This is a genomic window from Pseudoalteromonas sp. Z9A4, assembly GCF_011378845.1.
Lineage (GTDB): Bacteria > Pseudomonadota > Gammaproteobacteria > Enterobacterales > Alteromonadaceae > Pseudoalteromonas > Pseudoalteromonas arctica.
This window is the reverse complement of sequence record NZ_WTLA01000002.1, coordinates 228290-249963: the sequence shown is the minus strand read 5'-3', so window position 1 is coordinate 249963 and position 21674 is coordinate 228290. Positions and strand designations below refer to the sequence as shown.

General features: G+C 39.6%; 21 protein-coding genes. 16 read left to right on the top strand and 5 right to left on the bottom strand.

The genetic code is table 11. The features are described 5' to 3' along the window. Positions 1–136 precede the first annotated feature (136 nt). A complete protein-coding gene (gene glnE, locus GQR54_RS02790) occupies positions 137–2932 on the bottom strand; it encodes a bifunctional [glutamate--ammonia ligase]-adenylyl-L-tyrosine phosphorylase/[glutamate--ammonia-ligase] adenylyltransferase (protein ID WP_166376472.1) in 2796 nt (931 codons plus the stop codon). A 77-nt stretch (positions 2933–3009) separates the two neighbouring features. On the opposite strand from glnE, the gene GQR54_RS02785 reads away from it, so the two are divergent. From GQR54_RS02785 to ruvX, 6 genes are all read left to right on the top strand, one after another. After that, the gene (locus GQR54_RS02785) at positions 3010–3903 is read left to right on the top strand and encodes a hypothetical protein (protein WP_166376471.1); all 894 of its coding nucleotides are present in this window, start codon (positions 3010–3012) and stop codon (positions 3901–3903) included. A 62-nt stretch (positions 3904–3965) separates the two neighbouring features. Beyond that, positions 3966–4466 (top strand): hypothetical protein, encoded by a 501-nt coding sequence (locus GQR54_RS02780; protein ID WP_007585395.1) that lies wholly within the window; start codon positions 3966–3968, stop codon positions 4464–4466. A gap of 69 nt (positions 4467–4535) precedes the next feature. Further along, complete coding sequence (rsmE, locus tag GQR54_RS02775) at positions 4536–5270, top strand: 16S rRNA (uracil(1498)-N(3))-methyltransferase (RefSeq protein ID WP_166376470.1); 735 nt, start codon at positions 4536–4538, stop codon at positions 5268–5270. Between the two features lie 54 nt (positions 5271–5324). After that, a complete protein-coding gene (gene gshB, locus GQR54_RS02770) occupies positions 5325–6275 on the top strand; it encodes a glutathione synthase (RefSeq protein ID WP_007585399.1) in 951 nt (316 codons plus the stop codon). A 155-nt stretch (positions 6276–6430) separates the two neighbouring features. Continuing rightward, on the top strand, positions 6431–6988 hold the full coding sequence (locus tag GQR54_RS02765; protein WP_007585401.1) for a YqgE/AlgH family protein: 558 nt from the start codon (positions 6431–6433) through the stop codon (positions 6986–6988). A 38-nt stretch (positions 6989–7026) separates the two neighbouring features. Beyond that, complete coding sequence (ruvX, locus tag GQR54_RS02760; protein ID WP_008170791.1) at positions 7027–7476, top strand: Holliday junction resolvase RuvX; 450 nt, start codon at positions 7027–7029, stop codon at positions 7474–7476. 91 nt (positions 7477–7567) lie between these two features. Here the strand turns inward: ruvX and GQR54_RS02755 are convergent, their stop codons facing one another. Continuing rightward, entirely contained in the window at positions 7568–8704 is a 1137-nt protein-coding gene (locus GQR54_RS02755) for a PilT/PilU family type 4a pilus ATPase (RefSeq protein WP_010553294.1), read from the bottom strand. Between the two features lie 9 nt (positions 8705–8713). Further along, a complete protein-coding gene (locus GQR54_RS02750; protein WP_007585408.1) occupies positions 8714–9754 on the bottom strand; it encodes a type IV pilus twitching motility protein PilT in 1041 nt (346 codons plus the stop codon). 2 nt (positions 9755–9756) lie between these two features. Here GQR54_RS02750 and GQR54_RS02745 point away from each other — a divergent pair, with 2 nt between their 5' ends. From GQR54_RS02745 to GQR54_RS02710, 8 genes are all read left to right on the top strand, one after another. Further along, positions 9757–10470: a YggS family pyridoxal phosphate-dependent enzyme gene (locus GQR54_RS02745; protein ID WP_007585410.1), complete on the top strand. Its 714-nt coding sequence runs from the start codon at positions 9757–9759 to the stop codon at positions 10468–10470. A gap of 17 nt (positions 10471–10487) precedes the next feature. Next, the gene (gene proC / locus GQR54_RS02740; protein ID WP_002962567.1) at positions 10488–11309 is read left to right on the top strand and encodes a pyrroline-5-carboxylate reductase; all 822 of its coding nucleotides are present in this window, start codon (positions 10488–10490) and stop codon (positions 11307–11309) included. Positions 11310–11335: 26 nt separating this feature from the next. Beyond that, positions 11336–11869, top strand: coding sequence for a YggT family protein (locus tag GQR54_RS02735; RefSeq protein ID WP_007585413.1), 534 nt, complete (start codon positions 11336–11338; stop codon positions 11867–11869). A gap of 60 nt (positions 11870–11929) precedes the next feature. After that, the gene (locus GQR54_RS02730; RefSeq protein WP_166376469.1) at positions 11930–12373 is read left to right on the top strand and encodes a DUF4426 domain-containing protein; all 444 of its coding nucleotides are present in this window, start codon (positions 11930–11932) and stop codon (positions 12371–12373) included. 4 nt (positions 12374–12377) lie between these two features. Then, positions 12378–12977, top strand: a complete 600-nt coding sequence (locus GQR54_RS02725; RefSeq protein ID WP_166376468.1) for an XTP/dITP diphosphatase — start codon at positions 12378–12380, stop codon at positions 12975–12977. Next, a complete protein-coding gene (hemW, locus tag GQR54_RS02720; protein ID WP_166376467.1) occupies positions 12974–14110 on the top strand; it encodes a radical SAM family heme chaperone HemW in 1137 nt (378 codons plus the stop codon). The genes GQR54_RS02725 and hemW overlap by 4 nt, the downstream gene beginning before the upstream one ends. A gap of 68 nt (positions 14111–14178) precedes the next feature. Next, complete coding sequence (locus tag GQR54_RS02715) at positions 14179–16014, top strand: DUF885 domain-containing protein (RefSeq protein ID WP_166376466.1); 1836 nt, start codon at positions 14179–14181, stop codon at positions 16012–16014. Between the two features lie 90 nt (positions 16015–16104). After that, the gene (locus GQR54_RS02710; RefSeq protein WP_166376465.1) at positions 16105–16773 is read left to right on the top strand and encodes a hypothetical protein; all 669 of its coding nucleotides are present in this window, start codon (positions 16105–16107) and stop codon (positions 16771–16773) included. On the opposite strand, the gene GQR54_RS02705 is transcribed toward GQR54_RS02710, so the two are convergent. Further along, positions 16756–17199 carry a hypothetical protein gene (locus GQR54_RS02705; protein ID WP_024598899.1) on the bottom strand — a complete coding sequence of 148 codons (444 nt, stop codon included), beginning with the start codon at positions 17197–17199 and terminating at the stop codon, positions 16756–16758. The genes GQR54_RS02710 and GQR54_RS02705 overlap by 18 nt on opposite strands. An 8-nt stretch (positions 17200–17207) precedes the next feature. Further along, positions 17208–17924, bottom strand: coding sequence for an SIMPL domain-containing protein (locus GQR54_RS02700; protein WP_024590673.1), 717 nt, complete (start codon positions 17922–17924; stop codon positions 17208–17210). A gap of 114 nt (positions 17925–18038) precedes the next feature. Here GQR54_RS02700 and GQR54_RS02695 point away from each other — a divergent pair, with 114 nt between their 5' ends. Then, positions 18039–20708 carry a bifunctional acetate--CoA ligase family protein/GNAT family N-acetyltransferase gene (locus GQR54_RS02695; RefSeq protein ID WP_165725176.1) on the top strand — a complete coding sequence of 890 codons (2670 nt, stop codon included), beginning with the start codon at positions 18039–18041 and terminating at the stop codon, positions 20706–20708. Further along, positions 20708–21661, top strand: a complete 954-nt coding sequence (locus tag GQR54_RS02690) for an ion transporter (protein WP_166376464.1) — start codon at positions 20708–20710, stop codon at positions 21659–21661. The genes GQR54_RS02695 and GQR54_RS02690 overlap by 1 nt, the downstream gene beginning before the upstream one ends. Positions 21662–21674: the final 13 nt, after the last annotated feature.

Sequence of the window (21674 nt, the reverse complement as noted above, 5' to 3'; positions counted from 1 at the left end):
CAAGTTTAATCCTTCAAATTAATTAAATATTACTGCGAATTGATATTATAACTTCAAAAACAAGTTACTTTTATAAAGTTATAAAAATTGATACAACAGCGTTATCTAATAAATAATACAAAAATAAATTTGCGAACTACTTTGGTAAAAATATACTTTTCCAAATAGATTTAACATTGTTAATGTTATTTTCTAGCCCTAAACGCGGTATCAACCGGCCCTGTTGCTCTAAACTAAGCACATGGTAGCGTGAACGATAATCAATATACGCTTTAATCAACTGCTGTTTTTGCTCCTCAGTAATACAGCCTATCTTTGCTGCATCCGTTAGTATTCTTACGTTATCTGAATAAACGGTAAGCTGTTCAAACTCATTAGCGTGTTTAAGCACTAAGTACTGCGTTATAAACTCAATATCAGCCATACCACCAACATCTTGTTTTAAATCAAATTGCTCAATATTTCCCTTCGCTAAATGATCGCGCATTTTTTCGCGCATTTTTATCACATCTGCTTTTAATACGGCATCGTCGCGATGTTGGCAGAGTATATTTTTACGAATTTGTGAAAAACGCTCTATCAGATCATCTTGACCTAAAATCAGACGAGCCCGAACAAGTGCTTGATGCTCCCACGTCCATGCTTGAGTTTGCTGGTAGTGATTAAAGCTCTCTAGATTAATAGCCAGTAAACCCGATGCACCTTCAGGGCGAAGCCGTGTATCGAGCTCATACAAAATGCCTGAAGCAGTACGAGTATTAAATAAATGCATTAAGCGCTGAGCGAGCTTTAAATAAAACTGGCGAGAATCTATCGGTTTTTCACCATTGGTTTGACTTGAGCCATCATGATTATGTACAAACACCAAATCTAAATCTGAGTCGTACCCTACTTCTAAGCCGCCTGTTTTACCATATGCAATAACAGCAAAGCCTTTATTTTCATCATCAGTGCCAGGAGGCATGCCAAAGCGCTTAATGGTGTTATGCCATGCAATATTAACAGCTTGATCCACAACAGCCTCAGCCAAGACCGTTAAGTGATCGCTTACTTTCATTACATCAAGAACACCGGTTGCATCGGCAGCAGCAATTCTTAGTTGATGCGTTTGCTTAAATTGCCTAAGCGACTCCATTTGCAGTTCTAAATCGTCATGCTCTATTCGTAAAAAATACTGTCTTATTTCATCTTTATAAGCCGTTAATGGTGTTGGTTTATAAAGAACAGCCGGGTCTATTAGCTCATCCAGCAATATAGGGTAGCGAGAAATATGCTCGCCTATCCATTTGCTATGACAACACAGTAAAACAAGTTGCTTTAATGCACCTTGGTTTTCGTACAGCAATTCTAAATAAGCAGTACGTGAAATTATCTTATTAAAAATTTGGCAAACCATTGTAAAAGCAGCTGCGCTGGCATTAAAGTCATTTAACTGGCTCAATAAAACAGGCATTAATTTATCAAGGGTTTCACGCCCTCGGTTACCTATGTTGACCTTAGACAGCCTTAATTTAAAATCGTTAAGGGGTGTTTGCCATTCATCTCTAGCCTCTTTTAGAAAGCTCACATCACCATGATCCCAAGCACTAATAAATGCACCTTCACAGGTATCTAGTGGCGCGGTTTCTTCACCAATAACGAGTGCAAACTCACCGTTAACTTGCTTCATTACCTTTTCAATAGTGATTAAAGTGGCGGAGAAATCAGCTTGTTCTAATAATAAATTTAAGCGCTGCTGGTTCAATTCATCATCGGGGAGTGTTTGCGTTTGCTGATCGTCAAATATTTGTAAGTACTGTTCAACTTTTCGCAAATAAAGGTAATTGCGTTTAAGCTCGCTTGCTTCTTGCTCATCTATAACTTGGTTAAGTGCCAGCTCATTTAATGCTTTAAGTAATGATTGAGTTTGTAAATTAGCCTCTCGCCCACCTCGTACCATTTGTAGGGCTTGCACTATAAATTCAACTTCACGAATACCACCAGCGCCTAATTTTATATTATTAGTTAAGCGTTTACGGCGAACCTCCTGTGCAATCATTAACTTCATTTTACGCAAAGATTCAATCACCGAAAAATCAATATACCGGCGATAAACAAACGGCTTTAAAAGCTTAATAAATTCATCCCAATATTTATTAGGCGTGCCAATTAAGCGCCCTTTTAACATCGCGTAGCGTTCCCAGTCGCGACCTTGTTCTTGGTAATAATCTTCAATGGCATTAAAGCTCATAACCAAAGGGCCACTTTCGCCAAACGGGCGTAGGCGCATATCAACCCTAAAGACCTGCCCGTCACTGGTGGCTTGGTTAAGTGATGCAATGAGCTTTTGTGCAACTTTGGTATAAAATACTTGAGCCTCAAGGCTTCTGCGGCCACCTTGGGTTTTTGTACTGCGCGGATATGCAAAAATGAGATCAATATCAGAGGAGTAATTTAGCTCTTGTCCGCCAAGTTTTCCCATCCCTAAAACCATTAACGGCATTGCTTGGTTTTGCTCATCAAGCGGCTCACCATTTACTTTTGCCACCTGTGCATGCGCCCATTGGTTAGCACTATTTATTAGCATGTCAGCCAGTTGGCTTATGTAATTAATACTATCGGCAATGGGATTGTTACAGCATAAATCTAAAAAGGCGACTTTGAGCCAGTACTTTTCACGATATTGGCGAAGTACTTTATGGCACTGCACTTCATCAATGTCAGCTAAGTTAAGGTTTTTAAAAGGAGAATCTATTACTCTATTTTGTATTTCGTCTTTGCATAATAGCCAAGTATTTAAATCAGGTTGTGACTCTAAACTGCGCCAAGCAAAGTCGCTTAATGCTAATAACCTTACAACTTCACTTTGTTTACTTTGCTGCGGGTATAACTGTTCAAAGCGCATCAAGCCAAGTTTTTGTAATTGAATAGGAAGTTGCTTTACGTTACTCATCAATCCTCTCTTTTATATCATCAATAACCGTACTAGAATGATTAAAACCTAGAAAGGTTAACTTAATTAGGATCACCATGTCATATTTGTCTTTATCTAACACTAGTTTTATTGCGATTGCCATTAGTTTTGCGGTTATTTGCATAACTATTTTTTGTTTACGAGTTGTCACTCAAATCAAAGCAAAACAAGCGCTTAAAGATGAGCTAGCACAACACGACAACTTTGCCATGGGTATTAGTTTTGCATCTGAAATATCAGTTGTTATAGCCACTATGGCTTTCTTATTTGACGAAATAAGTATAAGTACCGCACAGTCAAACCCGTTAAAAGTGTTAATTATTATTATTCTTTTATTCACTTTTATAAAAGTGGGTCATTTAATTCACAGAAAATGGATACTCCACAGGTTTAACGAAGAAGCTGCCATACTAAAACAAAATGTATGTGCTGCATTGGTAGATTCAGGCATGTTAATCGCTAACTGTATTATCGCACTTGGCTTGTACACGTGGACGCACACACTGGGATTTAGCAACTTACTTATTGCTTGTGTTAGCTTTTTTACGCTTCAGGGAATGTTTGCACTGGATAGTAAAATACGAGAACACCGTTTTGCAAAAGCAAATCAAGGAGCTTCGCTACAAAGTAACTTTAACCTAGAAAATACATCTATTGGTATAAGGTATGCTGGCAAATCAATCGGTTTAGCATTGGCTGTGTATGCTGGTTTATCTAGCGCAGCATTTCAAAACGGTAAAATGGTAGAAAACATATTTACACTCGTTATGCATTGCGGTGTAATGTGGATACTACTTTACAGCTTAACGTATGTGATAAAAGTTATCTCTTTACCAAATATTGATACGGCTCTTGAAATAGACCATCAAGATAATATTGGGGTAGCATGTATAGAGTTTGCTGTTTTTTGTGCTATAGGCTATTTACTTATTAGCATGTTTTCTCTTTAGACCTTTTTACTAAAATACAGCCATTAAAAGTCTGCATTTAAGTAATAATGGTAATTACTTAAATGCAACAAGGTCCTAGCTCTATGCCACTTGAAATAACGAATTACTTGTTAATTGACATAGACAACGAATTTAGCCGAGCATTTGCCGAATACTATGTAAATAATAATGGTAAAACAAAAGCGAGTACGCTTATTGCCGCAGGCAGTAATACCCGTCAGTTAGTAAAAATGATGTTTGACGAGCTTATTAAAGACTATAGTTATTGCGACCTTGAAAACGAAATAAGCGTTTCTGAATTAATTAACTATCTAAAAGAGCATCACGATTTACACGGAGTCCTTTTTAATAGCACCGATTACTTACTCGCAAGCGATAAACAACGCTTTATTTATAACTCGTTACATGAAGAGCGCTTTTTAATAAGCTTTGATGATACAGGCTACACACTAAGCCTAGTTACCGACGAGACGTTAACGGAACCTTCGCAAAATCACCACGATATAGCGCACACACCACAAGATTTAATAGACCTTGCAGAGCAACTTAATAAAAATAAATAATTGCGCACAGCTCCCAGCTTACTTACCATAGCAGTATATATTTTTACGCTAAGTAATAAGTGACGCCCTATGCGAGTTCCTCATATTTATCAAACATCGAGTATTGCCCTAAACACCCCTGTAACTTTAGATGACGATGCTGCAGGGCATATTGGCAGAGTGCTGCGCATGAAAGTAGGCGAGCATGTATCTATTTTTAATGGCGAAGGCGGCGAATACCTTAGTGAAATAATTGAGGTAACAAAAAAAACAGTCGTCGTAATGCCATTAGAGCTTAATCCTCATGATGTAGAATCCCCGCTTAAAATTCATTTAGGCCAGTGTGTATCCCGTGGTGATAAAATGGATTTTACAATTCAAAAGTCAGTTGAACTGGGCATTACCGAAATCACCCCTATTTTTAGTCAGCGCTGTGGCGTGAAACTAATGGGCGATCGTCTTGAGAAAAAACACCAACAATGGCAAAAAATTGCAATAGCAGCGGCAGAGCAATCTGGGCGTAATTTTGTGCCAATTATTCATCCCCCTGTAGATTTAAAACAATGGCTTGCACAACAAACCAATGCAATTAAGCTCACTCTTCACCCTCGTGCTGAGCACAGCATTAAAACCATTACGGTACCTGAAGATGGCGTACGCTTTTTAGTCGGCCCAGAAGGCGGCTTTACCGACGATGAAATGGCACTAACTAAACAACTAGAATTTGTAGATATTCGCTTAGGCCCGCGCGTTTTACGAACGGAAACAGCCGCTTTAACGGTCTTAAGTGCATTACAACTTCAATTTGGCGATTTAGCTAATTGAAATAACTAAAAGCACCCTCATATAAACAGTAACATTTATAGTAAGGCACAGCGCATGGCAATTAAGTTAGGTATTATTTCAGATCCTATTAGTGGATTTAACATCAAAAAAGACACCGGTTTTGCAATGATGATGCAAGCGCAAGAACGCGGCTACGAAATTTATTATATGGAGATGGATGATTTATCTCTTCGTAAAGGTAAGTCGTACGCTACAGCGTCTAAAGCGCAAGTGTTTAATAATGCAGAAAAATGGTACGAGCTTGAAGAAAAAGCCACTATAGCCCTTGCCGACCTTGATGTTATTTTAATGCGAAAAGATCCTCCTTTTGATACCGAATACATTTACGCGACGTATATTTTAGAGCGTGCAGAACAAGAAGGTACGTTAATAATTAACAAGCCACAAAGCCTACGCGATGCTAACGAAAAGCTATTTACAGCATGGTTTAGCGAACATACGCCAGACACACTTGTTACACGTAGCCAAAAACAAATTCGTGAGTTTTTAGCCGAGCATAAAGACATTATTTTAAAACCCCTTGATGGCATGGGTGGCGCATCTATTTTCCGCCTTAGAGAAGACGATGCCAACATTGGTGTAATTTGTGAAACGCTAACCGAGCACGGCAGCCGCTTTGCTATGGTGCAAAATTACATCCCAGAGATCAAACAAGGCGACAAGCGCGTATTGGTTATTGATGGTGAGGTTATTCCGTATTGTTTAGCGCGAATTCCACAAAATGGTGAAACACGCGGTAATTTAGCTGTTGGCGGTCGAGGCGAAGCGCGTCCACTTAGCGAGTCAGATTTAAAAATAGCGCAAGCGGTTGCACCAACGCTTAAAGAAAAAGGCTTAATATTTGTAGGTTTAGATATTATTGGCGATAAATTAACTGAAATTAATGTTACAGCGCCAACGTGTGTTCGCGAAATTGAAGCTGCATACGATATCTCTATAACAGGTATTTTGTTTGACGCAATTGAAAGAAAGCTAGATAAATAAGCATCTACCTGTCGTTATTAAAAGCACTTTCGTGTCATAGATTTTAATATAGTTGTTAACTATTAATTTTTAAACCGTATGAAAGTGCTTTTTTAGTTTTAAAAACAAAGGTATGTGCCATACTCAAAGTTCATTAACTAAAAAGGGTGAAATCTATGCAGTCATTAGAAAATCATTTTTTAATCGCGATGCCGTCGATGCAAGACCCTTTTTTTAAACGTGCTGTTACCTATATTTGTGAGCACAATGAAGATGGGGCTATGGGCTTGGTAATAAACCAACCTATTGATGTTACTGTTGGCGAACTTTTAGATAAAATAGAAATTGATAACGACAAAACGCAAAACGCAGCAAAAGTAAGTGTGTTTGCAGGCGGACCTGTCAAAACTGATCGTGGTTTCGTTTTGCACTCTCCTCAATCAGGTTATTCAGCAAGCCAAAAGCTCAGTAGCGATATTATGATCACTACCTCAAAAGACGTTTTAGCAAGCTTAACTACCGCACAAGCACCTGAACAATTTATTATTACATTGGGTTATTCAGGATGGGAGCAAGGACAACTCGAACAAGAGTTACTTGATAACAGTTGGTTGATCATAGAAGCCGATCCGAAGATCATTTTTGATACCCCCGTTGAAAAACGATGGGAAAAAGCAGTTTCAATGTTGGGCTTTGATATTAGCCAACTCAGCCCTGAAGCTGGTCACGCATAATAGTAACTTAACCCTTAGCAAACTTAAACAAGATACACATGACAAAAAAATCGCTTAAGCCGCAAGGCGAACGCACTGTAATGGGCTTTGACTTTGGCACCAAAAGTATTGGTATTGCTATTGGGCAAGAGCTAACAGGCAGCGCCTCTAGCCTTAAGGCTGTAAAAGCACAAGATGGCATTCCTAACTGGGACCATATTGCTGTACAAGTAACCGAATGGCAGCCTGACTTAATGGTTGTTGGCTTACCACTAAATATGGATGGAACGTCACAAGAGGTTACCTTTAAAGCAAAAAAGTTTGCCAACAGATTACATAATCATTATGGCATTCCGGTGCAAACACAAGACGAGCGTTTAACGACTGCGGATGCTAAAGCGCGACTTTTTGAAAGTGGTGGCTATAAAAACTTAGGCAAAGGTAACGTAGATAATATGTCTGCGGTTATTATTTTAGAAAGTTTTTTTGAGTCTAGTTACGGTGAATAAGCCCGCTACATAAACAACCCGTTATATAAATAAAAAGCGCCAATTGGCGCTTTTTATTTATATAAAGTATTTATATTCATTACTTTTTAAATCATTGATCGCTATTTTTATCGTCAAGGCCATCAATAGTAACGCCTTGTAAAAAGCCCGCACCTTGCTGTTCGTTATTGCGCAGTTTAATCATTAAGCGTAAATCATTTGGCGAATCAGCATGATGCAGTGCATCAGCGTAATTAATTCGCTGCTGTCTATACAGCTCAAATAATGCTTGGTCAAAGGTTTGCATGCCCATTTCTTTCGATTTAGCCATTGCCTCTTTAATACCACCAATATCACCGTTTTTAATCAGTTCAGCAACCATTGGTGAGTTAAGCAATATTTCAATAGCTGCAACACGGCTTTCACCATCAGCAGTCGGTACTAATTGCTGGGCCACAATTGCACGTAAGTTAAGTGCTAAATCGTACTTAAGCTTATCGTGTTTTTCTTTTGGAACTAAATGCATAATACGGTCAATCGCTTGGTTAGCATTATTAGCATGCAGTGTTGCAACACATAAATGACCTGTTTCGGCAAAGCTTAGTGCGTATTCCATAGTTTCTTGAGAGCGAATTTCACCAATCAAAATTACATCGGGAGCTTGGCGTAATGAGCTTTTAAGTGCTGACTCAAAGCTTTCGGTATCAAGCCCTACTTCGCGTTGAGTAATAATACTTTTGCGATGCTCATGAACAAATTCAATCGGATCTTCAATAGTCAGTATATGACCACGTTGATGTCGGTTTCTGTAGCCAATAAGTGCAGCTAGTGAGGTTGATTTACCAGTACCTGTACCACCAACAAACAATACTAGACCACGCTTAGACATAATTACATCGGTAAGAATAGAAGGTAGACCTAGCTCACTCACATCAGGTATTTGCGTAACAATGCGGCGAATAACCATACCGGCTTTATCGCGTTGCCAAAAAGCAGAAATACGAAAACGCCCTTCGTCGGTGGCAATCGCAAAGTTACATTCTTTCGTTGTATGAAACTCTGCTTTTTGCTTTTCGCTCATTGCAGATTCTACTAACTCAAGCGATTGCTCATCAGTAAGCCTATCGTCACTTAGGGCTGTTAGCTCACCGTTTATTTTTGCGCTTACAGGTAGCTGACTCGATACAAATAAGTCAGAGCCTTTTTTCTCAATCATGATGAGTAAAAAGTCGTTTAAAGATAAAGCCATAATAGTTTCTTACCCGCCAAATTGTGTTTTGTCTTGTGCTTTTTCTTTCGCTGCCGCATTTGTAACAATGCCGTGATTAACTAAATTAGTTAAACATTGATCCATTGTTTGCATGCCCACAGACGCACCGGTTTGAATAGACGAGTACATTTGTGCAATTTTGTCTTCACGAATTAAGTTACGAATAGCAGGTACTGCAATCATAATTTCGTGTGCTGCAACTCGCCCGCCACCAATCTTTTTAAGCAGTGTTTGCGAGATAACAGCACGCAAAGATTCAGATAACATTGAACGTACCATTGATTTTTCTTCACCTGGGAATACATCGATAATACGGTCAATGGTTTTTGGTGCAGATGTTGTATGCAACGTGCCAAACACTAAGTGACCCGTTTCAGCAGCGGTCATTGCAAGACGAATTGTTTCTAAATCACGTAACTCACCGACCAATATTACATCTGGATCTTCACGCAATGCACTACGTAGCGCGTTTGAAAAGCTATGAGTATCGCGATGTACCTCACGTTGATTAATAAGGCTTAATTTATTATCGTGAACAAACTCGATTGGATCTTCTATTGTTAGAATATGGTGATGTTTATTTTGATTTATATAATCGACCATAGCGGCAAGTGTTGTTGATTTACCAGAGCCCGTTGGGCCCGTCACTAACACGAGTCCACGTGGGGTATCGGAGATTGTTTTAAAAATATCTGGCGCACCTAAATCATCAAGCGTTAACACTTCACTTGGTATGGTACGAAATACCGCAGCAGGCCCGCGATTAGAGTTAAACGCATTCACACGAAAACGTGCTAAATTAGGCACTTCAAACGAAAAATCCACTTCGAGATTTTGTTCATAGTCCTTGCGTTGATTATCGTTCATAATATCGTAAACCAGACTGTTTACGTCTTTGTCTGCAAGGGCTGGTATATTAATGCGGCGAACATCACCGTCTACGCGTATCATAGGTGAAACACCCGACGATAAATGTAAATCGGATGCTTTGTGTTGCACACTAAACGCTAATAATTCGGTAATATCCATTTATGACTCCACAACTAACTGATAAATATATGGTTACAATAGCAGAACGACTCACATCCGCCTACGCTAGAATTGCAGACGCGGCAAAAATTGCACAACGAAACACTAACGAAGTCACTCTACTGGCAGTGTCTAAAACTAAACCAAGCGAAGATGTTATTGCAGCTTATGAGCATGGTCAGCGCGAATTTGGTGAATCTTATGTTCAAGAGGCTATAGATAAAATAGCTCAACTACAGTCATATAGCGACATCATTTGGCATTTCATTGGCCCTATTCAATCTAATAAAAGTGCTTTAGTGGCTGCCAACTTTGATTGGGTGCAAAGTGTTGATCGCATAAAAATAGCGAAACGATTAGATTCCCAGCGCCCAGACGATAAACAGCCTCTTAATATACTTATTCAAGTAAATATAAGTAATGAAGAAGCGAAGTCGGGTTGCCACCGCGATGAAATAGATGAACTTGCCGATTTTATTAACCAATGTGAGCACTTAACACTTCGAGGTTTAATGGCAATTCCCGCTAAAAGCAACGATCTGGATACGCAAATTCAATCTTTTGAGCAATTACAAACTTGCTTTGATAAACTAAAGACCCAATATCCTCAAGTAGATACTTTGTCGATGGGTATGAGTAACGATGTTGAAGCTGCCATTAGTGCAGGCTCAACCATGGTAAGGATCGGCACAGACATTTTTGGAACACGAACTTAAAAGGTGATAACAGATTTATGTCAGATAAAAAAATCGCATTTATAGGCACAGGTAATATGAGCTACGCCATTATTGGTGGCATGGTAAAAAACGGTTTTAACGCAAGTAACATTATTGCGACTAACCGCAACCAAGAAAAGCTTGAAAAGGTAGCCTTTGATTTCAAGGTGCAAACCACCAGTGACAATAACGAAGCCCTGCGCGATGCTGATGTAATTGTTTTATCTGTTAAACCACAAATGATGGGCGATTTATGTAAATCGTTTCAAGAGTCGGGCGTAGATTTTAGCGATAAACTGTTTATTTCTGTTGCTGCTGGCTTAACTGTAAAACGTTTACGTGAAATGCTAGGTCAAGACGTTAAAATGGTACGTTGTATGCCAAATACACCGTCTTTATTAGGCCGTGGTGTATCAGGTTTATATGGCGCGGGCGAAACACAAAGCGAACACGAGTTTGTACAACAAGTTTTTGAATGCACTGGCATTGTTGTATGGGTCGAAAAAGAATCACAAATTAACGATATTATTGCTGTGACCGGCTCATCACCTGCTTACTTTTTCTTATTTATGGAAGCCATAGAAGAAAAAGCTAAAGCGCTGGGCTTTAATGATGAAGACGCTCGTCGTTTAGTACAGCAAACAGCCCTTGGCGCCGCAGAAATGGCACTTAGCCAGCCTGATATTAGTATTTCGCAACTGCGTTCAAACGTAACATCTAAAGGCGGTACTACTCACGCAGCTGTTGAGCACTTAAAAGACGAAGGCTTAACTAAAACCGTCGGCGATGCAATGGATGCGTGTATTGCGCGTGCAGAGCAAATGGAAAAAGAACTTTAAAACCACTTTTTATTGAAGGTTACACTATGAATGCCATGCAATTTTTAATCAGTACCCTGTTTGATTTGTTTTTAATGGTGGTATTACTGCGCTTTTGGCTGCAGTGGGCAAAAGCCGACTTTTATAATCCAATGAGCCAGTTTGTGGTTAAAGCCACTTCGTTTGCGGTAAAACCACTGCGTAAAATCATTCCGGGGTTTGGCGGACTTGATTTAGCATCTCTGTTGCTGGCATTTATAGTGGCTGTAGCCAAAATTAGTACTTTAATGCTTGTTATATATAATGCGTGGGCAATACAGCCTGTAATTATACAAGCACTTATAACGGTACTAAAAGAAGGCCTTAACTTAGTTTTTTGGGTACTTATTATTCGCGCTATTTTAAGTTGGGTTAGCCAAGGTTATAACCCTATAGAAGCGGTTTTCCATCAGCTTACTGAACCAATGCTAAAACCAATTCGTAAAATATTGCCATCAATGGGTGGCTTAGATTTATCAGTTTTAGTGCTTATTATTGGTATTCAGTTTTTGCAAATGCTGCTTATGGATTTTTTAGTCTAATATGGATTTTTTAATTAGAGGCCCAAAGGCCTCTTTTTTATATGTTTTGAGGAATACATAATGAACCGTTTAATTAAGTTTTGTTTTATTGCTTGTTTAGCATTTGCATTTAACGCGCAAAGCGAAGAAATGCAAGGCGCACAATATAAAGAGCTTGGCCCTTGGCAAGTGCATTACATCGCCTTTCCTTCTACTTTTATTCAGCCAAAAATAGCAAAAACGTATGGCCTTGAGCGAAGCGGATACAAAGGCATTGTAAATATTTCTGTTTTAAAAAATAATGCCGAAAATACAGCCCAAACAGCAAAGCTTACTGGCACAGCTAGAAACCTACTTGGCAACAAACAAACGCTTACTTTTAAAGAAGTAAAAGAAGGTGATTCAATTTATTACCTTGCCCAAGTTGATTATACCAACGAAGAGATTTTACGCTTTGAGATTGAAATACAACAAAGTAATCAATTTCAAAAATTACAGTTTCAGCAAAAATTTTACGTAGATTAATAACATGACCAAAACTTTAGTACTTGCTACAGGTAACCCTGGCAAAGTAAATGAGCTAGCTAACATGCTAAGCCCTCTGAATATTAATGTAGTTCCACAGAGCGATTTTAACGTAGATGAAGTTGCCGAAACCGGCACTACCTTTGTTGAAAATGCCATTATTAAAGCGCGTCATGCCGCTAAAATTACTGGCATGCCTGCTATTGCCGATGACTCAGGTTTAGAAGTTGATGGCCTAAATGGCGCACCCGGTGTTTACTCTGCCCGTTTTGCAGGCCCAGGTGCCAGCGATCAAGATAACATTGATAAGTTACTCGTAGACTTGGGTAATAACCCTATCCGTAGTGCTCGTTTTTGGTGTGTACTGGTATTAATGCGCCACGCAGATGACCCTACCCCCCTTATTTGCAGTGCAAGCTGGGAAGGCGAAATTACGCTCACTCAAAATGGCAACGGTGGCTTTGGTTACGACCCTGTATTTTTTGTACCAGAGAAAAATTGTACCAGTGCTGAGCTTACAAAAGAGCAAAAAAATGCAGTGAGTCATCGCGGCCAAGCACTACAAAAACTATTGCTAGAGCTACAGCAAAAAGGCGGCCTGTGAACCTTCCACCACTGAGCTTATATGTGCACGTACCTTGGTGCGTGCAAAAATGCCCGTACTGCGATTTTAATAGCCACGGACAAAAAGGTGAAATACCTGAAGCTGAATATGTTCAGCATTTAATTGATGATTTAAAAGCAGATTTGCACTTAGTGCAAGGACGTAAAATTCACAGTATCTTTATTGGTGGCGGTACTCCGAGCTTATTAACTGGTGCGGCTTATACTCGTTTATTAAATGAAGTCGACAACCTAATTGGTCTTGAAGAACACTGCGAAATTACCCTTGAAGCCAACCCAGGTACAGTAGAAACAGGTCGTTTTAAAGATTACGTAAAAGCAGGCATTAACCGTATTTCTATCGGTGTGCAAAGCATGCAAAACGACAAGTTAAAAGCACTTGGTCGGATTCATGGCAGCGACGAGGCAAACTATGCCGCGCAACAAGCTAAAGAAGCCGGTTTAAATAGCTTTAACCTTGATTTAATGCATGGCTTACCTGGGCAAACACTTGACGATGCACTGAGCGATTTAAAACAAATAATAGCGCTCGATCCACCGCATATATCGTGGTATCAACTAACTATTGAACCCAATACTCAGTTTGCTTCAAAACCACCTACCTTGCCACAAGACGAAATACTGTGGGACATTCAAGAACAAGGGGTCGAGTTACTCGCTCAAGCAGGTTACATACAATACGAAATATCGGGCTATGCAAAACCGGGTTATCAATGCCAACATAACTTAAATTATTGGCGTTTTGGCGATTATCTCGGTATTGGTTGCGGCGCGCATGGTAAGGTTACTGATGCAAATACAGGGCTTATTACGCGTACTGAAAAGGTTAAACACCCACGCGGCTATATGGATTTAATTAAACCGTATATGTATAAAAGCTGGCATGTAGAGCAAGACGATTTAGCGTTTGAATTTTTTATGAACCGCTTTCGCCTTGTTGAGCCTTGCCCAATTAATGATTTTAATAAACTAACAACACTGCCACTGCAAGGTCAGCAAAGCGCATTAAACCAAGCAATTAATAAAGGTTTATTGACTCAAACAGACAGCCATTGGCAGGTAAGCTTAAAAGGTCATCGCTTTTTAAATGACCTGCTAGAATTATTTGTGTAGCCCCCAGCGCTACACAAAAAATAAATATAAAACACCCTAATGGGTTTCTAACAACAAAAGGGAAAACAATGCGTAAACTTACTTTTATTGCGGCCGCAGTAAGCGTTGCACTACTTGCTGGTTGCCAGCAAACAACACAACAAGCGACTTCAGCTCCTATTGCACAAGCAGTTCAATCACAACAAAGTGAAATAGACAAAGCGAATGCTTTTTTTGAAGATACATTTAACCGCGACGTAATGAGCAGTCCTGTATATCAAACATACATGGGTATTAAGCAAGATTACGATAAGTGGGATGATGGCAGCGAAGAAAGACAGCTTAAAGATTTAGCGCAAACAAAAGCTGACCTAGTTGCACTAAAAGCAATCAGCCGTGATTTATTAGATGATGCAACAAAAGTTAGCTACGACTTAAAAAAACAAGATCTTGAAAGCTCAATTGCTGACTTTAAATGGCGTTACCATAACTACCCTGTGAACCAAATGTTTGGTACGCATTCTATGATCCCTGCGTTTTTAATTAATCAGCACTCAATTAGTAATGTAAAAGAAGCTAAAGACTACATTTCACGCTTAAATGGTGTAACTGGTGTTATTGATCAGCTTATTATTGATTTAACTGTACGTGCAGAAAAAGGCATCATTGCCCCTAAATTTGTATTCCCGCATGTTATTGATTCAAGCAAAAACATTATTCACGGTGCACCGTTTGAAAAAGGCGATGATTCTACCTTGCTTGCTGACTTTAAACGTAAAGTAACAGCGCTTGAAATTAGCCAAGACGAAAAAGACTCGTTAATCAGCGATGCATCAGATGCATTAAAATCGGCTGTTAAACCATCTTACTCTAAGTTAATTAATTACCTTGCACAGCTTGAAAAACGCGCAGATAACCGTGATGGCGCATGGAAATTACCTGATGGCGAAGCGTTTTATAACAACGCACTTAAGCGCACAACTACAACAGATTTAACTGCTAAAGAAATTCATGCAATTGGCCTATCTGAAGTGGCACGTATTCATGATGAAATGCGTGAAATTAAAGACAAAGTTGGCTTTAAAGGCGACTTAAAAGCGTTTATGCAGTTTATGAAAACTGACAAGCAATTTTACTACCCTAATGATGCACAAGGTAAACAACGCTACCTTGATGAAGCCACTGGGCTTATTGATACAATGAAAACGCGTTTAGATGAGTTATTCATTGTTAAACCAAAAGCAGGTTTAAAAGTAAAAGCGGTTGAAGCATTCCGTGAAAAAGCAGCAGGTAAAGCATTTTACCAACAGCCAGCTCCTGATGGTTCACGCCCAGGTGTTTACTACGCTAACCTTTACGATATGGAAGCAATGCCAACGTATCAAATGGAAGCGCTGGCATACCACGAAGGTATTCCGGGACACCACATGCAAATAGCTATTTCGCAAGAACTAGAAGGTATTCCTAAGTTCCGTAAGTTTGGTGGCTACACAGCGTATATTGAAGGCTGGGGTTTATACTCAGAGTTCATTCCTAAAGAAATGGGCATGTACTCAGACCCTTACTCAGATTTTGGTCGTCTTTCAATGGAATTATGGCGCGCATGTCGCTTAGTGGTTGATACGGGGATTCACGCAATGAAGTGGACTCGCCAAGAAGGTATTGATTACTACGTAAATAACACGCCTAATGCAACATCTGACGGTGTTAAAATGGTTGAGCGTCACATTGTAATGCCTTCACAAGCAACAGCTTATAAAGTGGGTATGCTTAAGATTTTAGAGCTTCGTGAAGAAGCTAAAAAGCAACTTGGTGATAAATTTGATATTCGCCAGTTCCACGACGTAGTGCTTAAAAATGGTCCTGTACCACTTAATGTACTAGAAAACTTTGTTAATGAATGGGTAGCAAGCAAAAAGGCTTAAAACCAATTTAAACAATTGCTTTAAATATGAAAAGGTCGCATTTGCGACCTTTTTTGTTTTATAGTAGTAAAAAAGATTTTGGAAATAATAATGGATTTAAGCATACAACTACTTAATGCGCGTATTTCAAAGCAGCAGTTAAATGAGCTCGATAACGACTTTAGGCAGTTAAGCCCTGCTCAGCAAACTTTGCAGCTTAACCATTTATATGACAGCGCCCAACGGTTGAGTGTTAAGTATGACTTTATGCAAAACATAGCAATCCGTATATTAAGTACTAATACAGCACCTTCTCTATTTATTAACCAACTCACTAATATTGACGCATTGAGCTTTTTCACCCCAGCGCTGAGAGTAAATAAAGGCTTTTTAGTACAAGATACTCAAGGAAATAACGTACTGCATAATGTGTTTAAACATGCCGATACTACAAAGCTGCCATTTAACTATGTACGCTCTTTAATGTTGTTTGAATCAAATGATGACTTAGTTAAAGCAGTCGCGCAGCCCAACTCTCACGGATTAACACCAGTTGCCTGCTACATTGCCTATGCAAATAAACCGAGCACACCGGTAAAGCATGAATTTTCAGCTTTGTTAGCATTAATGGAAATAGAGCAAAAACAAAACCCTAATGCAAAACAGCAGCTTGCCAACGTACTAAAAGGGCAAAAAGTTAACGAGACCACAATTTTACTGAGCGCCGCTTACTTGCAACGCTCAACGGCGCAAGTTGCTCACTTAATCAAGGCGCTTTAATTCACTCACAACTTCTGTACGCACACTGTCTATGGCATGTGTAATAGATTGCGCAGCACTTTCGTGATCAACCATATTTGGCCAATTTGTTTGCCAGACCTTTTGTAAGTCTTTTGTTTTTAAATGTACTTTATCAACGGCTAAGTAGCTTAAGTCATGAATTAAGTTAACTTTAACCCAGCCTTTTCTAGGGCTGCCATCTATTTTGTTATTATCGTAATGTGCGGCAAATACAATAAGCTCAAGCTCGGCTAGTTCTTGTAATATTTGAAAGCTAGCAATGCGTGTATTGTTGTTCTCTTCACTTGCCTCCATTCGCCATGCATTATAACTAAAGCCTATAAATGCAAACACTACGCTCGCTATAGCAGTAAAAAAATACGAACGGGGCGCCAGTACAAACTGACCATATTTAGACTCTGACATATTATTTCCTAGTCATTTAAATAATATTCAACACTGGTTACCACTCTTATGTTTTTTATTTGCGGTGTGTTTGAATCTCGATTACTGATACTAAATTGCCCTTGGCGAGCTGTTTTTATTTTGCCTAATTTTGAATTAGAGTCTTTAGCAAATTTATTAGCGACTTCACGCGCTTTTTCAGTTGCTTCTTGCACCATCGCAGGTTTTACATCATTGAGGCCTGTAAAAATGTATTCAACTTTTGTTTCGTAGCTGTCCTGCACTATCGCGATATCTTGTTTAGCAAGCTGGCTTACTTTACTCAGCGCGTTTTGCACTTTATCTGGCGCATCAGAATAAACAATAATATTTGAACGCACTATGTATCTAAATTGCTGATTTTCATTACTGTATTCACGTGCTTGCTTATCAATAACTGACTGGCTGCCTATTGTTATTTCATCGTCGTCAAAACCATGCAGTTTTAAAAAAGCAGTTACAGCATCATTTTTTTTCTCAACTCGGCTGACTAATTTTTCAAGATTATTGTCGGCATCACTAAATTGCAGAGGCCAAATTACCGTATCGGCTATAACTTCTCGCTCGGCCAATCCCTTAACCTGCACAGTACGTTCCATCTCTTTTACACTGAGAGCTGTGCTCTTTAAAATAAACCCTAAGCTAATTAAGCCTATACTTAAACAAATAGCCGCTATAACAATGTAAAAACCGGGGGTTTTATTCACAATAATCTCCTTGATTGATATCAATAATAAGCATCTAGACGCTCGAAATAACACAGTAAACAGGGTACATTGAGACTATAAATAACGCAAAATTTAATCAGCCTAGGAAAAACCATGAGCCTTAAGCGCATTACCCAGTTTTTTAACCCAAGCTCAGTGGCCGTTATTGGTGCCTCTAATATATCAACTCGTGCTGGTTTTGTGGTTATGCGCAACTTACTTCAAGGCGGTTTTAAAGGGCCGATAATGCCCGTTACTCCGAGCCATAGCGCAGTACATGGCGTACTTGCTTACCCCTCTATTGCTGACTTACCAAAAGTACCCGACCTTGCTGTTATTTGTACTAACAAAAATACCTTAATTGATATTATTGAGCAGCTTGGAGAGCTTGGCTGTAAAACGGCGATTGTTATTGCAGATGGGCTTTCTGGAGAGCAAAAAAGCGCGCTTAAAGCATGCGCTCAAGCCAAACAGGTTACTTTGCTTGGACCCAATTGTTTGGGCTTGCTGATCCCTCATATTGGTTTAAATGCGAGCTTTTCACATACAGTAGCAAGCCCAGGTAAAATTGCATTTGTATCGCAATCAGCAGCAGTATGCTCAACCATTTTAGATTGGGCTAAAAACAAAGAAATTGGATTTTCATATTTTGTATCGGTAGGTGATTGCCTTGATATAAACTTTAATGAACTACTCGACTTTTTAGGTCGTGATGCTAAAACCAAAGCTATTTTACTCTACATTGATAACATTGAAGATATTCGTGGCTTTATATCAGCAGCAAGAGCTGCGGCCTTTAGTAAACCTGTAATTGCAATTAAAACAGGTAAAACAAGTGCAGGCGCACTTGCAGCCGAAATTCACACCGGCGGAAAGCAAAGCTCTGATGCTGTTTACGATGCGTTATTTCAACGAGCGGGTATGCTGCGCGTAAATGATTTACGAGAGCTATTTGCAGCAACACAAACACTCGCCATGCATCCAAAATTATTAAAAGTAGAGCAACTGACAATTTTAACTAATGGTGGCGGCCCAGGTGTTATGGCCGTTGATGAGCTAATTCAAAGCTCCGGTAAATTAGCCGAGTTGAGCGCTGAAACCCGAAATGCGCTAAATAAAGTAATTCCGCAATCAGAAACCACCTCAAACCCTGTGGATATTTTTGGCGACTCAGCACCTGCGCGTTATAAGCAAGCATTAGAAATTTTACTGCACGCAAAAGAAGTTAAAAACTTACTGATTATCCATACTCCCTCAGCGCTTGCGCCCAGCGAAGACTACGCCAACATTATTGTAGAAACCTTACAAACATTACCCAAAATGGCACGCCCTTACGTTATAACTAATTTTATGGGTGAAGACGCATCTTACGCCGCCAGAAAAGTGTGCTCAAACAACGCAATACCAACTTATAGAACACCAGAGGGTGCTGTTGGCGCGTTTATGCACTTGGTAACGTATCGCCGTAACCAAAAGCATTTAACGCAAACACCTGAGTCGAATACAGATGACGCAAAAATAAATAAAGTAGCAGCTAAAGCGCTTATTAATGAGTTTTTAGATGACGGACAAAGCTACTTACCTACCCATCAGGCAAGCCAAGTATTAAATCACTATGGTATTACATGCATTCAAACTGAGGTGGCTTACACCCCAACAGAAGCCAGAGAGCAAGCCATAGAACTTGGTTTTCCGGTCGCGTTAAAACTTATTAGCCCAAGTATTGCTTCAAAGTCTGAAGTAGGTGGTGTGGTGCTTAACTTAAACGACGCGAACGAGGTTGAACAAACTGCTTTTGCAATGCTTATCCGTATTAAAAACACTTATCCGGATGCTGTTATTGAAGGGTTTTCATTACAAAAAATGGCGCCGCGAGCAGGCGCAAATGAGCTGCGAATTGCGATTAAAACCGAGCCTAATTTTGGTCCTGTTATATTATTAGGTGAAGCAGGCACCGGCCTTGAATATGCGCAAGCCGCCGTTGCTCTGCCTCCACTAAATATGAACTTAGCAAAGTATTTAATTGCCGCAGCGCACGATAAAGGCGTATTAAAGGAGCGCATATTACCCGAAAAAGTTGATAAGTATCGTTTGTGTGCACTGCTAACGCGTATTTCTCAGTTAGTTATTGATCAACCTGACATAAGCTCAATGGAACTTAATCCTATACTTGCCAGTAATGGACAGTTTTTAGTGCTCGATGCCACTATGACACTTAGCCGTTATCAAGCTCAGAGCAATCGTAAGCGCTTATCTATTCGTCCCTACCCTATTGAACTTGTTGAAGTGGTAACACTTAAAAACAACACCCAAGCTACGCTCAGACCAATAAAGCCAGAAGATGAACAAGCTCATAAAGCATTTGACGAGTCACTTAATAAAGAAGACAGATATAAACGCTTTTTTGGCGAACTACCACAATTTAACCACGATCAACTCGCTAAAATGACGCAAATTGATTACGACCGTGAAATGGCGTTTATTGTTTGCCAACGCTTTGAAGGTAAAACTCGCACATTAGGTGTGTCTCGCGTCATTATGGACCCCGATAACCTGCATGCTGAGTTTGCCATTGTAGTACGCTCAGATTGCCAAGGTTTAGGGCTTGGTCGCATACTAATGAGTGCAGCAATTAACCACTGTAAACGCCAAGGTGTGGAATCGATTGAAGGCATAACCTTACCAGAGAACACTGGGATGATTGAGCTTGCCCGTAAGTTAGGTTTTAAAATTAGTCGCGACTTTGAAGAAGGCAGTATTAATATGGTACTTAAACTTAAATAATGAATGAACCACACACTTTAAGACAAAAAATGGCTTGCCTGTTTGAAGGCACAGGCCAGTACCATCGAGCAGGACATATTCTTGATATTGCACTCATTAGCTTAATAATGATCAACGTTGTAGCCATTGTTATTGAATCAATCCCAAGTGTGGCAGAGCAGTATTACAACGAATTCTTAGTTTTAGAAATTGTCTCGGTCGCTATTTTTGCTATTGAGTACTTAGCCAGGCTTTGGGCTTGCGTAGATAAAACACGATATGCAGCAATGGAAGGGTCTCATACCAAACGTCGGCTTCGCTATTTTTTCTCCCCTTTGGCAATTGTTGATTTAATTGCGATTTTACCAAGCTTAATGATGTTTTTATTTCCTCTCGATTTACGTTTTTTACGCGTGCTCCGACTATTAAGGGTATTTAAACTCACTCGCTACTCACGCGCCATGCAGCTACTTTTAAAAGCCTTTAACGATGAAGGTAGTTCATTAATGGCAGCTTTTTTTATTATGGCCGTCGTGCTTATTTTAGCTTCATGCGGAATTTACTTAATTGAGCACGACATACAACCCGATAAATTTGGCTCGATTCCCGCAGCTATGTGGTGGGCAATGGCAACATTAACAACCGTTGGTTATGGCGATGTAGTACCTATAACACCATTGGGTAAGTTTTTCGGCGGGGTTATTACACTACTGAGCATGGGAATGGTTGCGATACCTACCGGTTTACTGGCGTCTAGTTTTTCAGAACAAATACGTAAACGCCGCCAATTTTTTGAAGATGCCGTACATGAACAAATTCAAGATGGCACCCTTAATAATACTCAACAAGAACACCTAGAAGAACTACGCTATAAATTAGGCTTGAGTAAACTAGAAGCTAATAAGGCCATTAAAACGCAGTTGAATGAGCATAATAGCCATTTGTTTTGCAGGCACTGCGGTAAAAGGCCTTAAATAAGTACTGCTA

Coding starts and splice junctions, on each gene's coding strand:
- glnE (WP_166376472.1), bottom strand. CDS start 2,932: ATGAGTAACGTAAAGCAACTTCCTATTCAATTACAAAAACTTGGCTTG.
- GQR54_RS02785 (WP_166376471.1), top strand. CDS start 3,010: ATGTCATATTTGTCTTTATCTAACACTAGTTTTATTGCGATTGCCATT.
- GQR54_RS02780 (WP_007585395.1), top strand. CDS start 3,966: ATGCAACAAGGTCCTAGCTCTATGCCACTTGAAATAACGAATTACTTG.
- rsmE (WP_166376470.1), top strand. CDS start 4,536: ATGCGAGTTCCTCATATTTATCAAACATCGAGTATTGCCCTAAACACC.
- gshB (WP_007585399.1), top strand. CDS start 5,325: ATGGCAATTAAGTTAGGTATTATTTCAGATCCTATTAGTGGATTTAAC.
- GQR54_RS02765 (WP_007585401.1), top strand. CDS start 6,431: ATGCAGTCATTAGAAAATCATTTTTTAATCGCGATGCCGTCGATGCAA.
- ruvX (WP_008170791.1), top strand. CDS start 7,027: ATGACAAAAAAATCGCTTAAGCCGCAAGGCGAACGCACTGTAATGGGC.
- GQR54_RS02755 (WP_010553294.1), bottom strand. CDS start 8,704: ATGGCTTTATCTTTAAACGACTTTTTACTCATCATGATTGAGAAAAAA.
- GQR54_RS02750 (WP_007585408.1), bottom strand. CDS start 9,754: ATGGATATTACCGAATTATTAGCGTTTAGTGTGCAACACAAAGCATCC.
- GQR54_RS02745 (WP_007585410.1), top strand. CDS start 9,757: ATGACTCCACAACTAACTGATAAATATATGGTTACAATAGCAGAACGA.
- proC (WP_002962567.1), top strand. CDS start 10,488: ATGTCAGATAAAAAAATCGCATTTATAGGCACAGGTAATATGAGCTAC.
- GQR54_RS02735 (WP_007585413.1), top strand. CDS start 11,336: ATGAATGCCATGCAATTTTTAATCAGTACCCTGTTTGATTTGTTTTTA.
- GQR54_RS02730 (WP_166376469.1), top strand. CDS start 11,930: ATGAACCGTTTAATTAAGTTTTGTTTTATTGCTTGTTTAGCATTTGCA.
- GQR54_RS02725 (WP_166376468.1), top strand. CDS start 12,378: ATGACCAAAACTTTAGTACTTGCTACAGGTAACCCTGGCAAAGTAAAT.
- GQR54_RS02715 (WP_166376466.1), top strand. CDS start 14,179: ATGCGTAAACTTACTTTTATTGCGGCCGCAGTAAGCGTTGCACTACTT.
- GQR54_RS02710 (WP_166376465.1), top strand. CDS start 16,105: ATGGATTTAAGCATACAACTACTTAATGCGCGTATTTCAAAGCAGCAG.
- GQR54_RS02705 (WP_024598899.1), bottom strand. CDS start 17,199: ATGTCAGAGTCTAAATATGGTCAGTTTGTACTGGCGCCCCGTTCGTAT.
- GQR54_RS02695 (WP_165725176.1), top strand. CDS start 18,039: ATGAGCCTTAAGCGCATTACCCAGTTTTTTAACCCAAGCTCAGTGGCC.
- GQR54_RS02690 (WP_166376464.1), top strand. CDS start 20,708: ATGAATGAACCACACACTTTAAGACAAAAAATGGCTTGCCTGTTTGAA.